The organism is Kocuria flava, assembly GCF_001482365.1.
Lineage (GTDB): Bacteria > Actinomycetota > Actinomycetes > Actinomycetales > Micrococcaceae > Kocuria > Kocuria flava.
Genome location: NZ_CP013254.1, coordinates 1,758,137 through 1,777,543 on the forward strand (window position 1 = coordinate 1,758,137; position 19,407 = coordinate 1,777,543).

At 73.7% G+C, this 19,407-nt stretch carries 13 protein-coding genes; 4 read left to right on the forward strand and 9 right to left on the reverse strand.

Annotation, left to right across the window (positions count from 1 at the left end; all coding sequences use genetic code 11):
- Positions 1-125: 125 nt before the first annotated feature.
- The 7 genes from AS188_RS17460 to AS188_RS07890 form a co-directional block, all read right to left on the reverse strand.
- Positions 126-374: an ANTAR domain-containing protein gene (locus tag AS188_RS17460; protein ID WP_058858390.1), complete on the reverse strand. Its 249-nt coding sequence runs from the start codon at positions 372-374 to the stop codon at positions 126-128.
- A gap of 804 nt (positions 375-1,178) precedes the next feature.
- A complete protein-coding gene (locus AS188_RS07865; RefSeq protein WP_058858391.1) occupies positions 1,179-3,791 on the reverse strand; it encodes an ATP-dependent Clp protease ATP-binding subunit in 2,613 nt (870 codons plus the stop codon).
- 449 nt (positions 3,792-4,240) lie between these two features.
- Positions 4,241-4,714: a YflT domain-containing protein gene (locus AS188_RS07870; RefSeq protein ID WP_058858392.1), complete on the reverse strand. Its 474-nt coding sequence runs from the start codon at positions 4,712-4,714 to the stop codon at positions 4,241-4,243.
- 198 nt (positions 4,715-4,912) lie between these two features.
- A complete protein-coding gene (locus AS188_RS07875) occupies positions 4,913-5,326 on the reverse strand; it encodes an Hsp20/alpha crystallin family protein (RefSeq protein WP_058858393.1) in 414 nt (137 codons plus the stop codon).
- A 288-nt stretch (positions 5,327-5,614) separates the two neighbouring features.
- The gene (locus AS188_RS07880; RefSeq protein WP_062737167.1) at positions 5,615-5,797 is read right to left on the reverse strand and encodes a hypothetical protein; all 183 of its coding nucleotides are present in this window, start codon (positions 5,795-5,797) and stop codon (positions 5,615-5,617) included.
- A gap of 51 nt (positions 5,798-5,848) precedes the next feature.
- Complete coding sequence (locus AS188_RS07885; RefSeq protein ID WP_157570917.1) at positions 5,849-6,115, reverse strand: hypothetical protein; 267 nt, start codon at positions 6,113-6,115, stop codon at positions 5,849-5,851.
- A 1,135-nt stretch (positions 6,116-7,250) separates the two neighbouring features.
- Positions 7,251-7,826: a hypothetical protein gene (locus AS188_RS07890; RefSeq protein ID WP_058858396.1), complete on the reverse strand. Its 576-nt coding sequence runs from the start codon at positions 7,824-7,826 to the stop codon at positions 7,251-7,253.
- A gap of 367 nt (positions 7,827-8,193) precedes the next feature.
- Between AS188_RS07890 and AS188_RS07895 the strand changes: the two genes are divergently transcribed.
- From AS188_RS07895 to AS188_RS07910, 4 genes are all read left to right on the forward strand, one after another.
- A complete protein-coding gene (locus tag AS188_RS07895; RefSeq protein ID WP_058858397.1) occupies positions 8,194-8,820 on the forward strand; it encodes a recombinase family protein in 627 nt (208 codons plus the stop codon).
- A gap of 902 nt (positions 8,821-9,722) precedes the next feature.
- A complete protein-coding gene (locus AS188_RS07900) occupies positions 9,723-11,072 on the forward strand; it encodes an MFS transporter (RefSeq protein ID WP_058859809.1) in 1,350 nt (449 codons plus the stop codon).
- A 98-nt stretch (positions 11,073-11,170) separates the two neighbouring features.
- On the forward strand, positions 11,171-13,336 hold the full coding sequence (locus tag AS188_RS07905) for a molybdopterin oxidoreductase family protein (RefSeq protein WP_083529567.1): 2,166 nt from the start codon (positions 11,171-11,173) through the stop codon (positions 13,334-13,336).
- 165 nt (positions 13,337-13,501) lie between these two features.
- Positions 13,502-15,133 (forward strand): FAD-dependent oxidoreductase, encoded by a 1,632-nt coding sequence (locus AS188_RS07910; RefSeq protein ID WP_083529336.1) that lies wholly within the window; start codon positions 13,502-13,504, stop codon positions 15,131-15,133.
- Positions 15,134-15,482: 349 nt separating this feature from the next.
- Here the strand turns inward: AS188_RS07910 and AS188_RS07915 are convergent, their stop codons facing one another.
- Together AS188_RS07915 and nirB are read right to left on the reverse strand one after the other, a co-directional pair.
- Positions 15,483-16,598: a uroporphyrinogen-III synthase gene (locus tag AS188_RS07915; protein WP_058858398.1), complete on the reverse strand. Its 1,116-nt coding sequence runs from the start codon at positions 16,596-16,598 to the stop codon at positions 15,483-15,485.
- Positions 16,599-16,654: 56 nt separating this feature from the next.
- Complete coding sequence (gene nirB / locus AS188_RS07920; protein WP_058858399.1) at positions 16,655-19,261, reverse strand: nitrite reductase large subunit NirB; 2,607 nt, start codon at positions 19,259-19,261, stop codon at positions 16,655-16,657.
- Positions 19,262-19,407 lie beyond the last annotated feature (146 nt).

The window sequence follows — 19,407 nt, forward strand, 5'->3', positions numbered from 1 at the left end:
CCTTCAACAATAAGTGGTACAGCAACCGGCTTCCAGTCAGGCCCCGTGTCCGAGCAGGTGACCGAAGCGGCCCTGTCGGGCCCACCGGCGGTGCCGTGGCACAGCCGGTGGGCACGGGCAGACGGTCAGGCCTCGAAGTGGGTGCTGGCCGGTCCCTTGCCGACCTGGGCGACGAGGTCGGCGACCAGCTCGCGCAGCTTGACGTTGCGGTGGCTGGAGGCCGCCCGCAGGATCTCGAAGGTCTTCTCCTGGGTGCAGCGGTTCTGGCCCATGACGATGCCCACGGCCAGGTCGATGGTGGTCCGCGAGGCCATGGCCGCCTGCAGGTCCGCTTCGGTGTCGTGGTGGCGGGCCAGGCGCACAGCCAGGCGCACGGCCAGGCGCAGAATGGTGGAGGCCTCGGCGACCTGGCGCTGGATGACCTCCCGGGTTGCCGCGTCAAGGCGTCGGGGCGGTCGGCGTAGACGTCCAGGCCCGCGGTGGCCTCACCCCAGCTCCAGGGGCACGCCCAGAGCGGAGCGGATGCCGTTGGCCGCGGCGGCGGCCCCGTAGGCCGGCCACCTCGGGCCGGTGCGGGTAGCGGAAATGCAGACCACCCGGTGTTCCTGCGCCCCGTCAGACACGACCCGTCGACGTAGTGGTACTGGATCTCATCCAGCGCCTCGGCCCGGGTGCTGGAGGCGGCCACGGTGGTGGAGCGCTTGGGGCGCAACAGGGTCACCGCGCATCACACCTCGTCGCGATCGGTGGACAGGGCTTCGGCGATGGTGGCGGTGAAATCGTCGAGGAACCCGGTGATGTCCTCGGACGCCAGCAGCAGCTCCTGCAGGTCCGACACGGGTGCCGCACTGTTGGGCGCGTGAAGCCCGGCACGTTGTGTGGCGACGCAGGGGGTGTTCGCCAGGATGGCTCTGCTGCGGTGGGGGGCTGATTCCGGCAGGGGTCCTCGGGCAGAGGCTCAACGCCCTTGAAGAGCGCTGAGCCGGTCCGGACCCGCACCGGGAGTCTCGGGTGGAGCGTTCGCCCCTCTCGGGGGCGTTGTTTGTCGGCCATGCCGGCCGCAGCATGGGCGCATCCGGTGGATCCGCCTGGTGACGGGGCGGGGACGGGCTGGTGGGTCTGTCCCCGCCCCGTCGGGGCGTGTCAAAGGTGGGTGGTGGCCCGTTGGTGGGGTGTTGTCACGGAGTGGCTCCACCGTCGGCGGTGGCGTCCGCGGTCGTGGCGTTGTCGCCCACGGGCGCGGCGTCGGGGCCGGCCCCCGTGTCGGCGGGGGTGGCGGCGAAGTGCAGTGCGCCGTCTTGGAGGGTCACAGTCACCGTGTCGCCGGGGTCGACCTCACCACTGAGGATCAGGCGGGAGAGCTTGTTGTCCAGTTCTCGCTGGATGGTGCGGCGCATCGGGCGGGCACCGAACTCGGGCTGGAATCCGCGCTGAGCCAGCCAGTCCACGGCCGCTTCGTCGATGTCGAGGGTGAGGTTCTGCGCCCGGGCCCGGCGACGGGTCTGCTCCAGGAACAGATCGGTGATCTTGCGCAGCTGGGGCTGGTCCAGGCCGCGGAAGATGATGATCTCGTCGATGCGGTTGAGGAATTCCGGCCGGAACTGCTGGCCGAGCAGGTCCATCAGCGTCTCGCGCAGCTCCTCGAGCGGTTGCCCGGCCTGGGCGGTGGCGAGGATGCGGTCGGCGCCGACATTACTGGTCATGATGACCACCGTGTTGGAGAAATCGATGGTACGGCCCTGTCCGTCCGTGAGCCGGCCCGCGTCCAGGAGTTGGAGCAGGGTGTTGAAGACGTCGGGGTGGGCTTTTTCGATCTCGTCCAGGAGCACGACGGTGTACGGGGTGCGGCGCACGGCCTCGGTGAGCTGACCGGCGTCTTCGTAGCCGACGTAGCCCGGAGGTGCTCCCACGAGCCGGGAGACGGTGTGCCGCTCCTGGAACTCGCTCATGTCGAAGCGCACCATCCGGTCCTCGTCCCCGAACAGGGCCTCGGCCAGGGCGCGGGCCAGTTCGGTCTTGCCGACACCGGTCGGGCCCAGGAACAGGAACGAACCGACCGGCCGGTTCGGGTCGGCCAGCCCGGCGCGGGCGCGTCGGACGGCTTCGGCCACGGCGTCGACGGCTTCTTCCTGGCCGACCACGCGCGCGTGGAGGGTTTCTTCCAGGCGCAGCAGCCGGGACCGTTCCTCCTCGGTGAGCTGGGCCACGGGGATGCCCGTGGTGCGGGAGACGACCTCGGCGATGTCCTCGGCGGTGACCGAGGGCACCGGGCTGCGCATTTGCTGGGCGTCCTCGAGCCGGGCGCGGGCGGTGTCCAGTTCGGCCTTGAGCTCATCGGCACGCCCATAGCGCTCTGCCGCCACGGCGGCGTCCTTCTCGCGTTCGAGCGTGGTGATCTGCTCGGTCAGCTCCCGGGTGTCCGCCGGGACGGCCCGGGCTCGTAGCCGGACCCGGGCGCTGGCCTGGTCGATGAGATCGATCGCCTTATCGGGCAGGAACCGGTTGGTGACGTAGCGGTCGGACAGCTCCGCGGCGGCGGTGATGGCCTCGTCGCTGATGCGGACCTGGTGGTGGGCCTCGTAGCGGTCGCGCAGCCCGCGCAGGATCTCAATGGTGTCCTCCACGGAGGGCTCCGGAACGAGGATCGGTTGGAAGCGCCGCTCCAGGGCCGGGTCCTTCTCGACGTTCTTGCGGTACTCATCGATGGTCGTGGCCCCGACGACCTGCAGCTCACCGCGGGCCAGGGCGGGTTTGAGCATGTTCCCGGCGTCCATCGATCCTTCGGCGGCGCCGGCGCCGACGACGGTGTGCAGCTCGTCGATGAACAAGATGACGTCGCGCTCGGCGGCTGTGACCTCGTCGATGACATTTTTCAAACGTTCTTCGAACTCCCCCCGGTATTTGCTGCCGGCGACCATGCCCGCCAGGTCCAAGGTGATGACACGGCGGTTCGCCAAGGTGTCGGGCACGTCCCCGTTGACGATGCGCTGGGCCAGCCCTTCCACGATGGCGGTCTTGCCGACACCGGGGTCACCGATGAGCACCGGATTGTTCTTCGTCCGCCGCGACAACACTTCCAGGGTCTGCTCGATCTCGGAGTCACGACCGACGACCGGGTCCAGCTGCCCCTCGCGGGCCGCCTCGGTGAGATCCCGACCGTACTCATCCAGGGTGGGAGTGCTGGATGGCTCAGCCCCCTGGGACTGGCCGTCGTGCTGACCGGCCCGGGTGTGTCCGCCGGAAGGTCCGGCCTTGGTAGGGCGCACGGCATCGGTGTTCGGCAGCGCACGGGCCAACAGGCGCCCGGCCACGGAGTCAGGGTTCGCGGTGATGCCGAGCAGAACGTGTTCGGGGTTGATCGTTCGCGAACCGGCCTGACGCGCCTGGTGGTAGGCATCCAGCAGGGCGCGTTTGGCCGCAGGCGTCAAGGACGGCTCCTGCTCGTCGGCGCGGGCAGTGTCGGCGGCCACGAGCTGCTGGATCTGGCCGGCGAGCTTGCTCACGTCCACCCCGGCCTGCTCGAGCAGGGAGGCGGTGGCCGGGACCTGGGTGAGCGCCCAGAGCAGGTGCTCGGCGTCCACGTCGGAGCTGCCCCACTCCGCGGCCTGTTCCACGGCAGCGCGGACCAGGGCGCGGGCCTCATCCGAGAGCAACCGGGACAGGTCCACGCGCTGCACCGAGGGCGTGGTGCCTTGCCGGGCGCCCAGCACGCTGAAAGGATCGCGGCCGCCGAAAAAACGACCCATGATGTCATCGAACGGGGAGTTCAGGTCAAACGGATCGTTCGTCATTGTTGCCTCCTACAGGCGTTGAGTGATCGTTAGTTGGCATACCTGACACGGCATCGTTCCGCATCCGCAGATGCTGGGGTCGGTCGGAGGGAGCCCAGAACATCACCGTAAGCAGAGCCTAGCCAGCTTTCGGACGGCGGCGATAGGGCTCAGTGGCATCCGTCGCCCACGGTGCCCCGCCTCGGGCCGCGCGCAGCAAGCGAAGACGGCATCGCGACGGCGTTGGCGAGGACCACGGGTGGGGCTGTGCCACCGGAAGAAACCCGCAGGCCCGTGCCGCTGGACGATGGTGCTGAGCGGTGAGGTCTCGTGGTGGTGCCCGTGCACACCGGTGCGGCCCAGTGTCCTGGCCGGTATCACCCAAGGGGAACAGCCCTCCTGGCGCCTACCCTCTGACCGGGCCCGCACATCGGCGGCCCCGGTCTCTCGATAGGCCCGGCGGTGTGGAGTCAGGCCGTGGGGCGGCTGGTGCCGAGCTTGGCGGCGGCTGCATCGAGGTACTCGGCCTCCACGAGGATCTCGTAGGAGGTCGCCTCGATGCCTTGGACGCTGCTGAAGTCCCGGCGCCCGCCGGTGGCGGCGTGGCCCAGGAGCCCGAAGATCAGCCCCCACACCGCGCCCAGGACCACCGACCACAGGATCACCGACAGCCACCCCACGATGACGAAGATGCCGAACAGCAAGCCGATGAGCAGCCCCAGCCAGGCCCCGGAGGCGGCTCCGTACAGGGCGGCCTTGCCGTAGGTCATCCGGCCGGTGACCTGCTCGACCAGGCGCAGGTCGGTGCCGACCACGCGCACGTGCTCGACGGGGAACCCGGCGTCGGAGAGGGAGTCGACGATGCGCTGGGCCTGGGCGTAGGTGGGCACCGTCCGCAGGACCTGGTAGTGGGTGGAGGCGGTGGGCTGGGTGGGATGGGACATGGTCGTCACTTCCTGTTCGTGGTCTCGTCCTGGGCAGCCCGGTGGCCGGCAGCCGGCGCTGCTGACCACCAGGTTCGGGGTCGACAGGAAGACCGGGGACCGTACGGGCGCGGCGGTCGTCCTGGTCCCCTTCTCCCTGGGGCCGGTGGTGGCGGGCCAGGCGCGCCTGGCCCGCCACCACCGCGGTGCGGTCGTGCGTCAGCCGCGGGTGACCTCGATCTTCTGGGTTCTCTGCTGCTCGTCCCGCTCCGGCATCGGGGCCCGGACCTCCAGCACCCCGTCGGTGTAGGTGGCGGTGATGTCCTCCTCCTTGCACCCGGCCGGCAGCGGCAGGACGCGGGAGAAGGAGCCGTAACGGAATTCGGAGCGGTAGCTGTCCTTGTCCTTGTGCTCGGACTGCTCCCGCCGCTGGGCCCGCAGCCGCAGGGTGTCGTTGACCACGGTCAGCTCCACGTCCTGCTCCGGGTCGATGCCGGGCAGCTCGGCGCGGATCACCTGGGTGTTCCCGTCCTGGAACTCCTCCACCCGCGGCCAGGAGGGGCTCAGATCGCCCTCCAGCAGGCGACGGAAGGGCTCGAGCGCATCGAAGTTCCTACGCATCAACTCAGCCATGGTCGTGGCTCCTCTCGTTCTCAGCGGCCCCGCATCACCAGCCTCCGGGTCCGTGACGGGCCGACGGAGGACCCGCTGACCAGGGCCTTTCGTGTTCTCCTCGAGCACCACCAGTGTAAGCACACTTAGTGTCCTCGCCAATACCAGGCCCGTCACCGGCGGCTCATGACGCCCGGGTCGTCGCCGTTTTCCCACCCGGGCATCACTGGACGACGGTCTGCGCCCCGGGCCCAGGCGGCGTGCGGTACGTGGCGCCCCGTCGCCGGTGGGACGCTGCTGCTGTGCCGCTCAGGCCGGTTTCGGCGCCATGACCTGCCGTGCCACCGACCGTACGGCGGAGCCCAGGGCGGTGGAGGCGGCACGGGCCCTGTCCTGGAGGGCCAGGATGGCGTCGCTGTCGAAGGCGTGGGGCCGGTCGCAGTAGACGTTGAGTCCGGCCCGCAGCGGCTGATCGCCCAGCTCGAAGGGCATCCCCAGTACGCAATGGATCCCCTCGGCCGCGGCGGCCCGCAAGAACTCCGGTCACCGGTGGTCGGTGCGGGTGTCCCCGGTGTGGACCAGGACGTGCTCGCGGGCCGAGGCCAGGCAGGGTCCGTCCGGGAACCGCAGCTGCAACTGGTCCAAGGACAGGGCCCGGTCGTTGCTGGCCGCGATCGTCTCCGCCCGACCCCCACCCAGCACCGTCACCGCGCACCACACCCGGGTCTCCCCGGGCCGGGAGAGATCCTCTTCCAGCACCCGGGCGAACCCGGTGAGGAAATCGGTCAGGAGCTGCTGGTCCGCCGGCACGCGTTGTTGGAAGCCGGATGCCTCCGTCACCCCCGGTGCCCCGGCATCCTCGTGGTGATCCATCACGGCTCCCCCTTGCCCCCGGTGGGGTGCGGCATCACCACACCTCACTCCAGATACCCTTCGCACGAGCCACCTCCAGCCGTCCTGGAGGGAAGCCAAGGACGTGGAGACCTCGGGTCCTCCTACCGGAGTCCGGTTGCGGCCTCCCCGCCGGTCATACCGTCACCCCTCCTTTCGCCCCCGTCCGGCCCCGGCCAGGACGTGCCCAGGAGCTGGGGTTGTCGTGGTTTTCCGGAGGGCGTGCACGGTGATGTCCACAGCCCCGCAGCGCCACCCCGTTCTCTGCACCACCGAAACAACACGATCCTCCACCCCGGAGGCGATGGCCACCGCAGCACGCAACCGGTCAGCAGCGGCCACCCCGGCTGGGTCGATGCACAGGTGCACGGCCACCTCTGCCCGTCCGCCGACAGCGCGCACGTGCACGCCGCTGCAGGTGCCGACGCGGGTACGGGACGGTCGCCAGGATGGGTCCGGGGCATCGGTCACCGGCGAGACCACCGCCAGCACAGCGGTGGCCGGCGTCGGCTGCAACCGCACCACCCCGGGGGCATCCGCCACCGAACAGGCCACAGCTCGCGCCACCGTCCGGCACGTGGTCGCCGCCGGGGCCGCCGAAGCAGGACCCTCCGCCGGCCACCGCTGCACCACGGTTGCCAGCTGCACCCGAGAACGCCACCGCGACGGCAGCACCTGGCTCAAGACGCCCCCACTCCATCGCAGAGCGCGGCCAACCACTGCCACCCCCAGAGGCCCGGAGGAGCGCAGCAGGCTCCCCCGGGCGATATTGCCGGCAGGACCCAGCAGATACCGCTTCTGACCCACGAGACCCCCGTTCCTCGCAGCGAACACCCCAACCCATTGCCCGCCGCCTGGCACCGGGATGGTCGGGGCGAGCACCGACGGGCACATCAGGGATGGCGGGCAAGCGGCCGGAAAGCCAGCCTACGAGCCGAAACACCCATTGGCAAGCGACCTTATTATTGCTTGGTGCCCGTCGTCCTGGACGGGGACCACCCGCCCCTGGACCTGTCGGACATCTGGTAAGAGCGTGTACTGCAGGCCACCGGCGTTACTGCGGCCCGGGGGCGACCTCCTCCAGCACTCCGTTCTCGTCGCGGCGCCACCGGGTGCCGGAGGCGTCCGTGAACTCGAACGCCGTGACCTTCTGATCGGTGGAGGTGGTCATGGGGCGCAGCCGCTGGCACTCGTCCGGGCGCCGCTCCGTGTCCCAGATGCGCTCCGGGTGCAGACCGTAGACGAGGTGGCCGGGCGGGAAGATATGCAGGCGCAGCCGGGAGTCCCGACCCGAAGTCCGGCGAGGCCCGGGGGAGAAGAGGCCGGTGGAGACGACGACGAGGTCGTAGATCGGTGCGCCCGAGCGGTTCTGGACCTCGATCACCGGTGCGCTGCTGCCGGCGTCGTGCAGTTCGGAGGACACCCACGCCGTCACATCGTCCGCCTGTCGCCGGCGCGCCGCCGCGGTCTGCGGTGCACTGCTCTCGGCATGTCCGGCGTCACGGCGCGTGCTCCCGGAGTGCGCGGGGCGCCGGGGGGCGGTTCCCTGGAGCCGACGGGTCTGCGCCACCGCCCACACGGCCACGGCCAGGGCGAGCAGGGCGAGGAGAACGGACAGCAGCTCGATCATGCCGACATGATCCCAGACCGGCCCGCCCCCGCTCCAGCCGAGTCGCCGATGGGGGAGAACCGCTCATCCTCCGCTACCAGGCGCAAGTGACCATTACCCTGCGCCGATACCTCGAGGCTGCTGCCGCATCTTGGAAACAACCATGCGCCTGCAGCCAGCCGCGAGACGATCGTCGCTCTCCACCGCGGATACCGCACCTTTACGCATCTCCTCTGTTCATCAAACGAAGGTTTCCGCTACAAAAACGCCGATCGGCGAAATTTGCCCGTTCGAGGTCCCTCGTGCCGTGTTTTTTGTAGCGGAACCCTGTAGCGATATCTATGGTGCGGTACTGACGGGCTGTGACGGGTTTCGATACATTTGGGGAATGGGGCATCTTCTCGGCTACGCGCGTGTGTCCACCATCGACCAGGACGCCTCGCTGCAGATCGACGCGCTGAACGCCGCCGGATGCTATCGGGTGTTCGTGGACACGATCTCCGGGGCCTCCGCCCAGCGCCCGGAGCTGGAGAAGCTGCTGGACCAGCTGCGCCCCGGGGACACGCTGGTGGTGTGGCGCCTGGACCGGTTGGGCCGCTCCATCCGGCACCTGATCGATCAGCTGCAGGTGCTGGCCGAACGCGGGGTGGGGTTCCGCTCCCTGCAGGAGACCATCGACAGGACCTCCTCGGGGGGCCGGCTGGTGTTCCACGTCTTCGCGGCCCTGGCCGAGTTCGAACGCGATCTGATCCGGGAACGGACCAACGCCGGGCTGGCCGCCGCCCGGGCCCGGGGCCGGAAGGGCGGCCGGCCCCCGGCCCTGAGCTCGGATCAGGTGCGGGCCGCGCGGCGGATGTATGAGCAGCAGGATCTGACCGTCACCCAGATCGGAGAGATCCTCGGGGTCAGCCGCACCACCATCTACCGGGCGCTGGCCCGAGCCCCCGAAAGGCCCGTCACACCCAGGCCGCCGCGGGCGCGGCGCCAGGCATCTGTCTCGACGAGCATGGAGTAGGCCAGACCGTGGACGGGGCCGGGCGGTGGCGGATCCTGCGGTTGCACGTCGAGAACGGCATTCCGCTCACCACCCTCGCCCAGGACACGGGATCGGGCCGCGGACCCTTTAGCGCCGGCACGCCCACTACCGCGCCCACGGCTACGAGAGACTTGGTCACGCCCACCCACGCGGACGCCAGAGACCGCCGCCCTCCGACCAGGCTCGTCACGGGACAGGTCAAGAGGCATCAGACAAGGGATGCCGCGGAGATACCAACGGGCGGCCTGGGCCCGTTTAGGCCACCGGTTACCCCCGGAGGACCTGCCGCATGGGTTTCACCGTGAAGAGCCCAGTAATGATGTCGCCCCCCCGCCGGTATACCAGTCCTCATGAGCAGTGACTTCGTCTCCAAAGGCAGGGAATACCGCAAGAACGAACATCGCAACATACCAACAAGATGACGCCCCAGAGGGGACTCGCCGTCTCTGCTGCCGGGCGGGTGGGGAGTCGGCGAGGGTGGGGCGGGTGGTGTGGGGAGTCGGCGCGGGTGGGCCGGCCGGTGTGTGGGCTCGGCGTGGGGCACGCGGCGCACGTGGACGTCGGGCTCACCGGGAGGCGGGAGGGGCGTGAAGGGAAGTGCACCGAGCCGTTACCGCCGCCGCCCGGCGCGGAAACACGGGCTCCCTAGCGTGAGGAGCACGCCGCGGCCCCGGGCCCGGCGACCTGCACCCGCGCCCCAGGAGGCCCCCGTGAGCCCAGCACCATCGCCCGGCACCCCGCACCCCGGCACGGACACCGGCACGGACACCGCCCCGGCCGGCAGCACCGGCACCGCGTCCGGCGCCCGCTCCGCCACCGCCGTCGATCCCGGCACGCTCGAGACCGGGGGAACAGAGGCCGGCGGGGGGACCGCCCGGACCCTGCCGCCGCTGGCGCTGCGCGAGCGGCCCGGCCGGTGGCTGGACGGCTACCGCCCGGAGGACCCGGCGTTCTGGGAGTCCACGGGCCGGCCGATCGCCCGGACGAACCTGCGCTGGTCGATCCTCGCGGAGTTCCTGGGCTTCGCGGTCTGGCAGCTGTGGGCGATCACGGTCGTGTTCCTGCCGGACGCCGGCTTCACCCTGACCGACGCGCAGATCTTCTGGCTGCTCTCGCTGCCGTCACTGGTCGGCGCCACGCTGCGGGTGCCCTACACCTTCACGGTGGGCCGCTTCGGCGGGCGCAACTGGACGGTCGTCTCGGCGCTGCTGCTGCTGGTCCCCACCGTGGGCCTGGCGCTCGCGGTGTCCGACCCGGCGACCCCGTTCTGGGTGCTGCTCGCGCTCGCGGGGACGGCGGGCTTCGGCGGCGGCAACTTCGCGTCCTCGATGGCCAACATCACCTACTTCTACCCGGCGCGGGAGAAGGGCTACGCGCTGGGGCTCAACGCGGCCGGCGGCAACCTCGGCACGGCCGTGGCGCAGCTGGTCGTGCCGCTGGCGGTCACGGTCGGCGCGGCCGGGGCGCTGGCCCTGCCGCTGGCGGGCTGGATCTGGGTGCCGCTGATCCTGCTGGCCGCGTGGGGCGCGCGCACGCACATGCACAACCTCTCGGACGCCACGGGGGACGTGGCCGGGTCGCTGGCCACGGTGAAGGAGCCGCACTTCTGGGTGATGTCCTTCCTCTACATCGGCACGTTCGGCTCCTTCATCGGCTTCTCCTCCGTGTTCCCGAAGCTGATCACGGACGTCTTCCCGGAGTTCTCGACGTTTACGGTGGGCACCGCGGCGCTCTCGCTCGCGTTCCTGGGCCCGCTCGTGGGCTCGGTGGCCCGGCCGTGGGGCGGGCGCCTGGCCGACCGCTTCGGCGGGGCCGCGATGACGACGGCGGTCTTCGCGGTCATGGCCCTGCTGGCCCTGGCCGTGGTGCTGACCCTGCCGCTGGCGAGCTTCTGGCTGTTCCTGGGCCTGTTCCTGCTGCTGTTCACCGCCGCGGGCATGGGCAACGGCACCACCTACCGGATGATCCCGACGATCTACCGGGTCCGCGGCGCCGGGGGAGCCGGCGGGGTCTCGGCCGAGCGCAAGGCCTCGGCGGCGCTCGGGCTGATCGGGGCGGTCGGCGCCTACGGCGGCTTCGCGATCCCGCAGGTGCTCAGCCTCTCCAGCGGGGCGACCGGCGGCTACGGGACGGCGTTCCTGGGCTTCGTCGGCTTCTACGTGCTGGCGCTGGCGGTGACCTGGGCCTGCTACCTGCGCCCGGGCTCCGCGATGGCCGCCCACCGGGTCTGAGCCCGCACGCACCGACGCGACCGACGACGACGCCCCGGCGAAGGAGACCCCTCGTGCCCACCGCGACCCACTGCCCCTACTGCGCCCTGCAGTGCGCGATGACGCTGGACCCGGCCGGTCCCGGAACCCCCCGGGTCGCCGGCCGCGACTTCCCGACCAACCGCGGCGGGCTGTGCCGGAAGGGCTGGACCTCCGCGGAGCTGCTGGGCCACCCGGAGCGGCTCACCGCACCGCTGCTGCGCGGCCCGGACGGGGAGCTCGCGGAGGTCCCGTGGGCAACGGCCCTGGACCGGATGGCCCACGAGTTCCGGGCGGCGCGGGCGGCCCACGGCCCCGAAGCCGTCGGGATCTTCGGCGGCGGGTCGCTGACCAACGAGAAGGCCTACCAGCTGGGCAAGTTCGCCCGGGTCGCGCTGGGCACCTCCCGGATCGACTACAACGGCCGGTTCTGCATGTCCTCGGCGGCCGCCGCGGCCAACCGCTCCCTGGGCCTGGACCGCGGGCTGCCGTTCCCGGTCACCGACCTCGACGACGCCCGGGCCGTGCTGCTGCTCGGGTCGAACCCGGCCGAGACGATGCCGCCGTTCGTGCGCCACCTGGAGCGGGCGCGGGCGGAGGGCGGGCTCGTCGTCGTCGACCCCCGCCGCACGGCGACCGTGCGGCTGACGGAGGAGGGCGGGGGCGTGCACCTGCAGCCGGTGCCCGGCACGGACCTCGTGCTGCTGCTGGGCCTGGCCCACGTGGTCGTCCACGACGGGCTGGCGGACCGCGGCTACCTGGCCCGCCGCACCCGCGGCCTCGAGACGCTGCTGCCCGGGCTCGCCGCGTGGTGGCCCGAGCGGGTCGAGCAGGTCACCGGGGTGCCGGCGGAGCGGCTGCGGCGGGCCGCGCACCTGCTGGCCCGGCGCCGGGAGGGCACCTACGTGCTCACCGGCCGCGGGGTCGAGCAGCACGTCGACGGCACGGACACCGCGACCGCCGCGATCAACCTCGCCCTGCTGCTGGGCCTGCCCGGCCGCACCGGCTCCGGGTACGGGACGCTCACCGGGCAGGGCAACGGCCAGGGCGGGCGCGAGCACGGGCAGAAGGCCGACCAGCTGCCCGGCTACCGCTCGATCGCCGACCCGGCCGCCCGCGCCCACGTCGCCGCGGTCTGGGGTGTGGCCCCGGAGGACCTGCCCGGGCCCGGGGTGCCGGCCGTCGAGCTGCTGCGCGGGCTGGGCACCGAGGGCGGGGTCCGGTGCCTGTGGGTCAACGGCTCCAACCCGGTCGTCGGCGCCCCGGACGCCGGGGCCGTCGAGCGGGGGCTGCGAGCCCTCGACTTCCTCGTGGTCGCCGACTTCTTCCGCTCCGAGACCGCCGAGCACGCCGACCTCGTGCTGCCCGTGCTGCAGTGGGCCGAGGAGGAGGGCACCATGACCAGCCTCGAGGGCCGGGTGCTGCGCCGGCGCCGGGCCGTGGACCCGCCGCCGGGGGCCCGCGACGAGCTGTGGATCATGGCCGAGCTCGCCCGCCGGCTCGGCGCCCCCGGCACCTTCGACCCCGACCCGGCGGTGGTGCGCGACGAGCTGCGCCGGGCCTCCGCCGGCGGGCGCGCCGACTACTCCGGGATCACCGACGAGCTGCTGGACTCCGGGGCGCCCTGCTACTGGCCGCACCCCGCCGGCGGCACCGGCACCCCGCGGGTCCTCCTCGACCGCTTCGGCCACGACGACGGGCGCGCCGTGCTCGTGCCCGTCCGCCCCCGCGCCGCCGGCCGTGCCGCGGACCCCGGCCCGCCCGCCCACCGGCGCCCGGCCCTCCACCGGCCGGGCACGCTGACCCTGACCACCGGCCGGTGGCTCGAGCACTACCAGTCCGGCACCCAGACCCGCCGCACGGCCTCGCTGCGGTCGGACCGCCCCGAGGCCCGCCTGCAGATCCACCCCGCCACCGCCGCCGGGCTCGGCATCGACGACGGCGCCCCGGTCGAGCTGACCGCCCCCGCCGGCACCGCCGTGGCCCGGGCGCAGCTGAGCACCGACGTCCGGCCCGACACCGTCTTCCTGCCCTTCCACTTCGCCGGGGACCAGTGCGCCAACCGGCTCACCGGGACCACCGCCGTGGACCCCTCCTCGGCGATGCCCGAGTTCAAGGCCACCGCCGTGACCCTCCGCCCGCTCGCCCCCGACGACGACGCCGGCCGCCCCGCCGGCACTCCCCGCCGCCGCTCCGCCCCGGACGGGCCGGTCCCCGTGCCCGACGTCCCGGAAGCCCGCCGATGACGTCCCCGACCCGGCACGGCACGCCCCGCCCCCGTGCGCGGTGCACCGTGCCGGCCCGCCCCCGGACGGTCCGCCCGTGATCCCCGTGCACCCCTCGGCCGCCGCTGCGGTCACGGGTCCGGCCGCCGGCGCCGTCCTCGTCCCCGACGCCCAGGAGGCCCGCCCATGATTCCCGTGCACCCCTCGACCGCCGCTTCGGCCCGCCCGCGCCGGGGAGCACGCTCGGCGGCGGCACCGCTGCGGGCGGGAGAGCACGTCGTCGTCGTCGGCTACGGGCCGGTGGCCGCGCGCTTCGTCGAGGACGCCGCCGACCTCGTGGCCGAGGGCGCGCTGCGGATCACCGTGGTCGGGGCCGAGGCCGAGCCCGCCTACAACCGGGTGCTCGTCGGCGAGCACGCCGTGGGCCGCACCGCCCGGGACGCGATGGCGCTCTCGGACCCGTCCGCCCTGGCGGCGGCGGGCGTGGAGGTGCTGCTGGGGACGACCGTGGTGCGCCTCGACCGCGCCCGGCGCGTGCTGAGCCTGCGCGACGGAGCGGGCGCGGAGCGCGAGCTCGCCTGGGACCGGCTCGTGCTGGCGACCGGGGCCCGCCCCAACCTGCCCGTGCTGCGCGGGCTCAACCCGGACCCGGCCGCCTACTCCCACCTGCCCGCCGGCGTCACGGCGCTGCGCGACCTCGCCGACGCCGCCGCGGTGCGCGCCGTCGTGGCCCGCCGCGGGCGCGTGGTCGTGCTCGGCGGCGGGGTGCTCGGCCTCGAGGCGGCGCTCGCCGCGGCCGAGGCCGGCTGCCCCGTGCACGTGGTCCACCACGGGCCCTGGCCGATGACCCGCTCGCTCGACGCCGCCGGCGGCGCCCTGCTCGAGCGCGCCCTGGCCGGAGCGGGCGTCGAGGTCGTCTCCTCCGCCCAGGCCCGCGAGGTCCTGCTCGACGACGCCGGGGCCTTCACCGGCCTCGCCCTCGAGGACGGCCGGACCCTGCCGGGGGAGCTGCTGCTGCTGTCGGTCGGCGTGCGCGCCCGCACCGAGCTCGCCGAGGGCGCCGGGCTGCGCACCGCCCGCGGGGTGCTCGTCGACCACGAGCTGCAGGCCGACGTCGAGCAGCGGGTCTTCGCCCTCGGCGACTGCGCCGAGGTGCTGTGCCGCGATCCCTCCTGCACCGTGTGCCCCGGGCGCGCCGGCGCCGGTCCCTCCGGGCTGATCGGCCCGGGCTGGCGGCAGGCGGAGTGGCTCGCCGCACGCTTCCGGGCCGAGCTGCGGGCCGTCGCCGGGGGCGGCACCGCCGTGGTCGAGCCGCTCGTGCAGGGCCCGGAGCCGGCGGTGCGGCTGAAGGCCCGGGCCGTCGAGCTGGCCTGCGCCGGGACGGTGTCCGGCGAGCCCTGGCAGGCCGGTCCGGACGGCGGGTCGGTCGTGCAGTGGGCCGACGGCGGGGCCGGCAGCTACCTCAAGCTCGTGCTGCGCGCCGACCGGACCCTCGCCGGCTACGTCGCGCTCGGGCTGCCCCGTGCCGCGGCCGAGGTCGGACTGCTGCACGAGCGCGGCACCCCCGTGCCGGCCGACCCGGGGATGCTGCTGCGCCTCGACGGCGTCGACGCCCCGGCCCCCGCCGCGCCCGGCCCCGAGGCCACGGTGTGCTCGTGCGCCGGGGTCAGCGCCGCCCGCATCGTCCGGGCGGTCGACGACGGCGCCGACTCCCTCGACGCCGTCCGCCGCACCACGCGCGCCGCGACCGGCTGCGGCGGCTGCACCGACAGGGTCCGCCGCCTGGTGGAGGAGCACGCGGCGCGCGTCCCGGCCTGATCCCGTCTGCCGGGTCCGGGCCCGCCGCGACGCCCGGACCCGCACGCCCTGCGCACCGGCTCTCCGTCCGATCGCTCACCAACTCGCAGCGAGTCCCCAACCCCTCGCCGAGTCCCCAACTCTTCACCGAGTCCCCTCGGGGCCGTCGTTTCCCCCGTCGGGCAACGGGGGAGTCGCCGCTTCCGAGGGGACTCGGCGGCGGAGGTGCTGCGGGGTGGGGGAGTCGGCGCGCGGGGGTGCTGCTGGGTGGGGGAGTCGGCGCGCGGGGGTGCTGCTGGGTGGGGGAGTCGGCGCGCAGGGGTGTTGCGGGTGGGGACTCGGCGCGGGAGTGGGGACTCGGCGGGGCCGGTCAGACCGCCAGGCGGTAGCCGCGCTTGATGACCGTCTCCACCAGGGGGACCGGCAGCGCCCGGCGCAGCCGCGACACGGTCATCTCCAGCGCGTGGCCGCTCTCGGCGCCGGCCAGCAGCGCGCTGCGGGGGACCACCGTGCCGGGGACGCGGGCCAGGGCGCGCAGCACGGCGACCTGGCCGTCGGGCAGGGCGAGGAACCGCCCGTCCAGCACCGCGCCGGTGCCGCGCACCTCGAGCGGGCCGAAGCGGGTCGGGGCCCGCAGCGTGCGCTCCGCGGCCACGTGGGTGCAGACCGAGCGGACGAGGGCGCCGAGCCGGTAGCGCTCCGGGACGACCGGCTCGATCCCGGCCTCCCGCAGCGGGCCGGCGCACACCGGGCCGACCGCCGCGGCGGTGACCCCGCTGCGCAGCGCGTCCACGAGCTCCTCGAGCCGGCCCAGCTCCTGCGCGGTGCTGAACAGGGCGTCGACGGCCGGTGCCGCCGTGAACGTCAGCACGTCGAGCCGCCGCGCGCAGACCTCGCGGATCAGGGCGGGCAGGCGCTCGCCGTCGTCGGCGCTCAGCCACCGGTAGGGGGCCACCGTGTCCACGCGGGCGCCGGCGGCCACGAGCCGCTCCAGCTGCAGCTCGTCGGTGAGCCCGTGCAGCTGCACGGCGACCCGCCGCCCGGCCACGCCCTCGGCGAGCAGCCGGTCCACCACCGAGGAGGTCCGCTCGTCCTCGGCGACCTCGGCGTCGTCGAGCTCGAGGGAGAGCACCTGGCCGCGGGCCTTGGCGCCGCGGGCGAGCACGCGGGCCCGGCGGAACGCCTCGCGCAGGTCCTCGCCGAGCCCGGCGGCGTCGGCGGCCTCGAACCAGCGGCGCAGCCCGTAGGCGGTGGTCACCACGACCACCTCGGGGCGGTGGGCGAGCAGCGCCCGGGTGTCCTCGACCACGCGGGTGTCCTCGGCGACGGGCGAGATCCGCAGCGCGGGCGCGTGCAGCACCTGGGCGCCGCGGCGCTCGAGGGCGGCGATGAAGTCGGCGGCACGGCGGTGGGCGGTGACGCCCACGCGGAAGCCGGTCAGCTCGCCGGGCTCGTCGGGGGCGCCGGGGCTCTGGGGGGAGGACATGCCCCGAGCGTAGGAACGGCCTGTGTCGGCAGTGTTTCCCGGCCGTGTCCGGCGGCTCACAGTTCGGCGGGGCGGCGGGCGCCCTCCCGCACCGGCAGCACCGGCCCGGCCACGAGCACCGCGGGGCGCTCGCGCTCGGCGGCGGTGGCGGGGCGGCGCTGGCCGCGCTCGAGCACGTAGGCCTGGGAGTCGTCGGGGGCGGCGTCGTTGACGAAGGAGCGGAACCGGCGCAGCCGCTCGGGGTCCTTCAGCGTCGCGGCCCACTCGTCCTCGTAGCGCTCGACGTGACGGGCCATCGCCTCCTCGAGCTCCGCCCCGATCCCCAGGGAGTCCTCGACGACGACGGCGCGCACGTGCTCGATGCCGCCGTCCAGCTCCTCCTGCCATCGGGCGGTGCGCTGGAGGCGGTCCGCGGTGCGGATGTAGTACATCAGGTAGCGGTCGACGTACCGGACCAGGGTCTCGTCGTCGAGGCCCTGGGCGAGCAGCTGGGCGTGGGCGGGGGTGGCCCCGCCGTTGCCGCCGGTGTAGAGGTTCCAGCCGTCGGTGGTGGAGATGATCCCGACGTCCTTGCCGCGGGCCTCGGCGCACTCGCGGGCGCACCCGGAGACACCCATCTTGAACTTGTGCGGGGAGCGCAGCCCCCGGTAGCGCAGCTCCAGCCGCACGGCCATCCCGGTGGAGTCCTGCACCCCGTAGCGGCACCAGGTGGAGCCCACGCAGGACTTCACGTTGCGCAGCGCCTTGCCGTAGGCCTGGCCGGACTCGAAGCCGGCGTCGACGAGCTCGCGCCAGATCTCGGGCAGCTGCTCGAGGCGGGCGCCGAACATGTCCACGCGCAGGGCGCCGGTGATCTTGGTGTAGAGCCCGTACCTCCGTGCGACCTCGCCCAGGACGATGAGCTTCTCCGGGGTGATCTCCCCGCCGGGCACGCGGGGGACCACGGAGTAGGTGCCGTCCTTCTGCATGTTCGCCAGCGCCCGGTCGTTGGTGTCCTGCAGGGCCCCGCGCCCGGCGTCGAGCACGTACTCGTCGCGCTGGGAGGCCAGGACGGAGGCGACCACGGGCTTGCAGACGTCGCAGCCCAGGCCCGTGCCGAAGCGGGCGAGGACCTCGTCCCAGGAGCCGAGGTCGAGGGCGCGCACGGCCTCGAAGAGCTCGGGCCGGGAGAGCTCGAAGTGCTCGCACAGGGCGGTGGAGACCTCCACCCCGGCCTTGGCGAGCTCGAGGTCCAGGGTCTTCTTGAGCATCCCCACGCAGGAGCCGCACTGGGTGCCGGCGCGGGAGCAGGCCTTGAGCTCGCCGAGCTCGTGCACCCCGCAGGCGATCTGCTCGCGCACCGCCCCGGTCGTGACGTTGTTGCAGGAGCACAGGACGGCGTCGTCGGGCAGCTCCCCGGCGGGGGCCTCGCCGCCCGAGGCGGAGAGGTAGGCGCCGGGCTCGCCGGGCAGCTCCCGGCCCAGCAGCGGGCGCAGCGCGTTGTACGGCTCGGCGTCGCCCACGAACACCCCGCCCAGCAGGGTCTTCGCGTCCTGGGTGACCACGAGCTTCTGGTACATCCCGCGGGCGGGATCGGCGTAGACGACCTCCAGGCACTCGGGGGTGGCGGCGTGGGCGTCGCCGAAGGAGGCGACGTCCACCCCGGCGAGCTTGAGCTTCGTGGCGGTGTCGAAGCCGCCGATCCCGGCGCGCCCGCCGGCGAGGCGGTCGGCGACGATCTCGGCCATGGCGTTGGCCGGGGCAACGAGGCCCAGGCACTCCCCGTTCCAGGAGGCGACCTCGCCGATCGCCCAGACGTGCTCCGCGGAGGTCCGGCACGCCTCGTCGATCACCACGCCGCCGCGCGGGGCGGTCTCGATCCCGGCGTTGTAGGCCAGCCGGTCCCGGGCCCGGATGCCGGTGGCCACGATCACCAGGTCCGCCTCGAGGTCGGGGCCGTCGCGGAACTCGACGGCGCACACCTCGCCGTCGGACCGGCGCAGCCCGATCCCGGTGGGCCGCTCGCCCAGGCGCAGGTCCACCCCGCGCGCGGAGATCAGCGCGTTGAGGGCCCGTCCGGCGCCCTCGTCGAGCTGGGTGTTCATCAGCCAGCGGCGGGAGTGCACCACGGTGGCCGCGGCACCGAGCTCCTGCAGCCCGCCGGCGGCCTCGAGACCGAGCAGCCCGCCGCCGATCACGGCCCCGCGCGGGGGCCGCCCGTGCAGGGCGCGCAGCCGCCCGACCTCGGCGCGGATCGCCGCGACGTCGTCGAGGGTGCGGAGGACGAGGGCGTGGTGGGCACCGGGGACGTCGAGGCGGGCGGCGGCGGAACCGGTCGCGAGCACGAGCTCGTCGTAGCCCAGCACCTCGCCGGCGGCGGTCGTGACCGTGCGGGCGGCCGGGTCCAGGGCCTCGGCGCGGGTGCCCAGGCGCAGGTCCACGCGCGGGTCCGCCCACACGGTGCCCCCGCCGAGGGTGAGGTCCACGGACCCCGCGGGCCCGGTCAGCGCCGCCGAGAGCTGCACGCGGTCGTAGGGCACCCACGGCTCGTCGGCGAGCACGGTCAGGCGCACGTGGTGGTCCTCGGCGGCCAGGGCCGCCTCCGCGAAGCGGTGGGCGGCGGGACCACCGCCCACGACGACGACGTGCTGCGGGCTGCGGGCGGAGAAGGGGGAGCGGCTCACGGGGACCTCCGGGACGGACGGGCTGGGTGCTCCCCCCGACCGTAGGAGCCCGGGATTGCCCCGCCGTTGCCCGGTGGTTCCGGCGGGTTTGCGGTCCGCTCACGGCCGGGGACGGCGTCCGTGAGCGGACCGGAACGCGGGAGCAA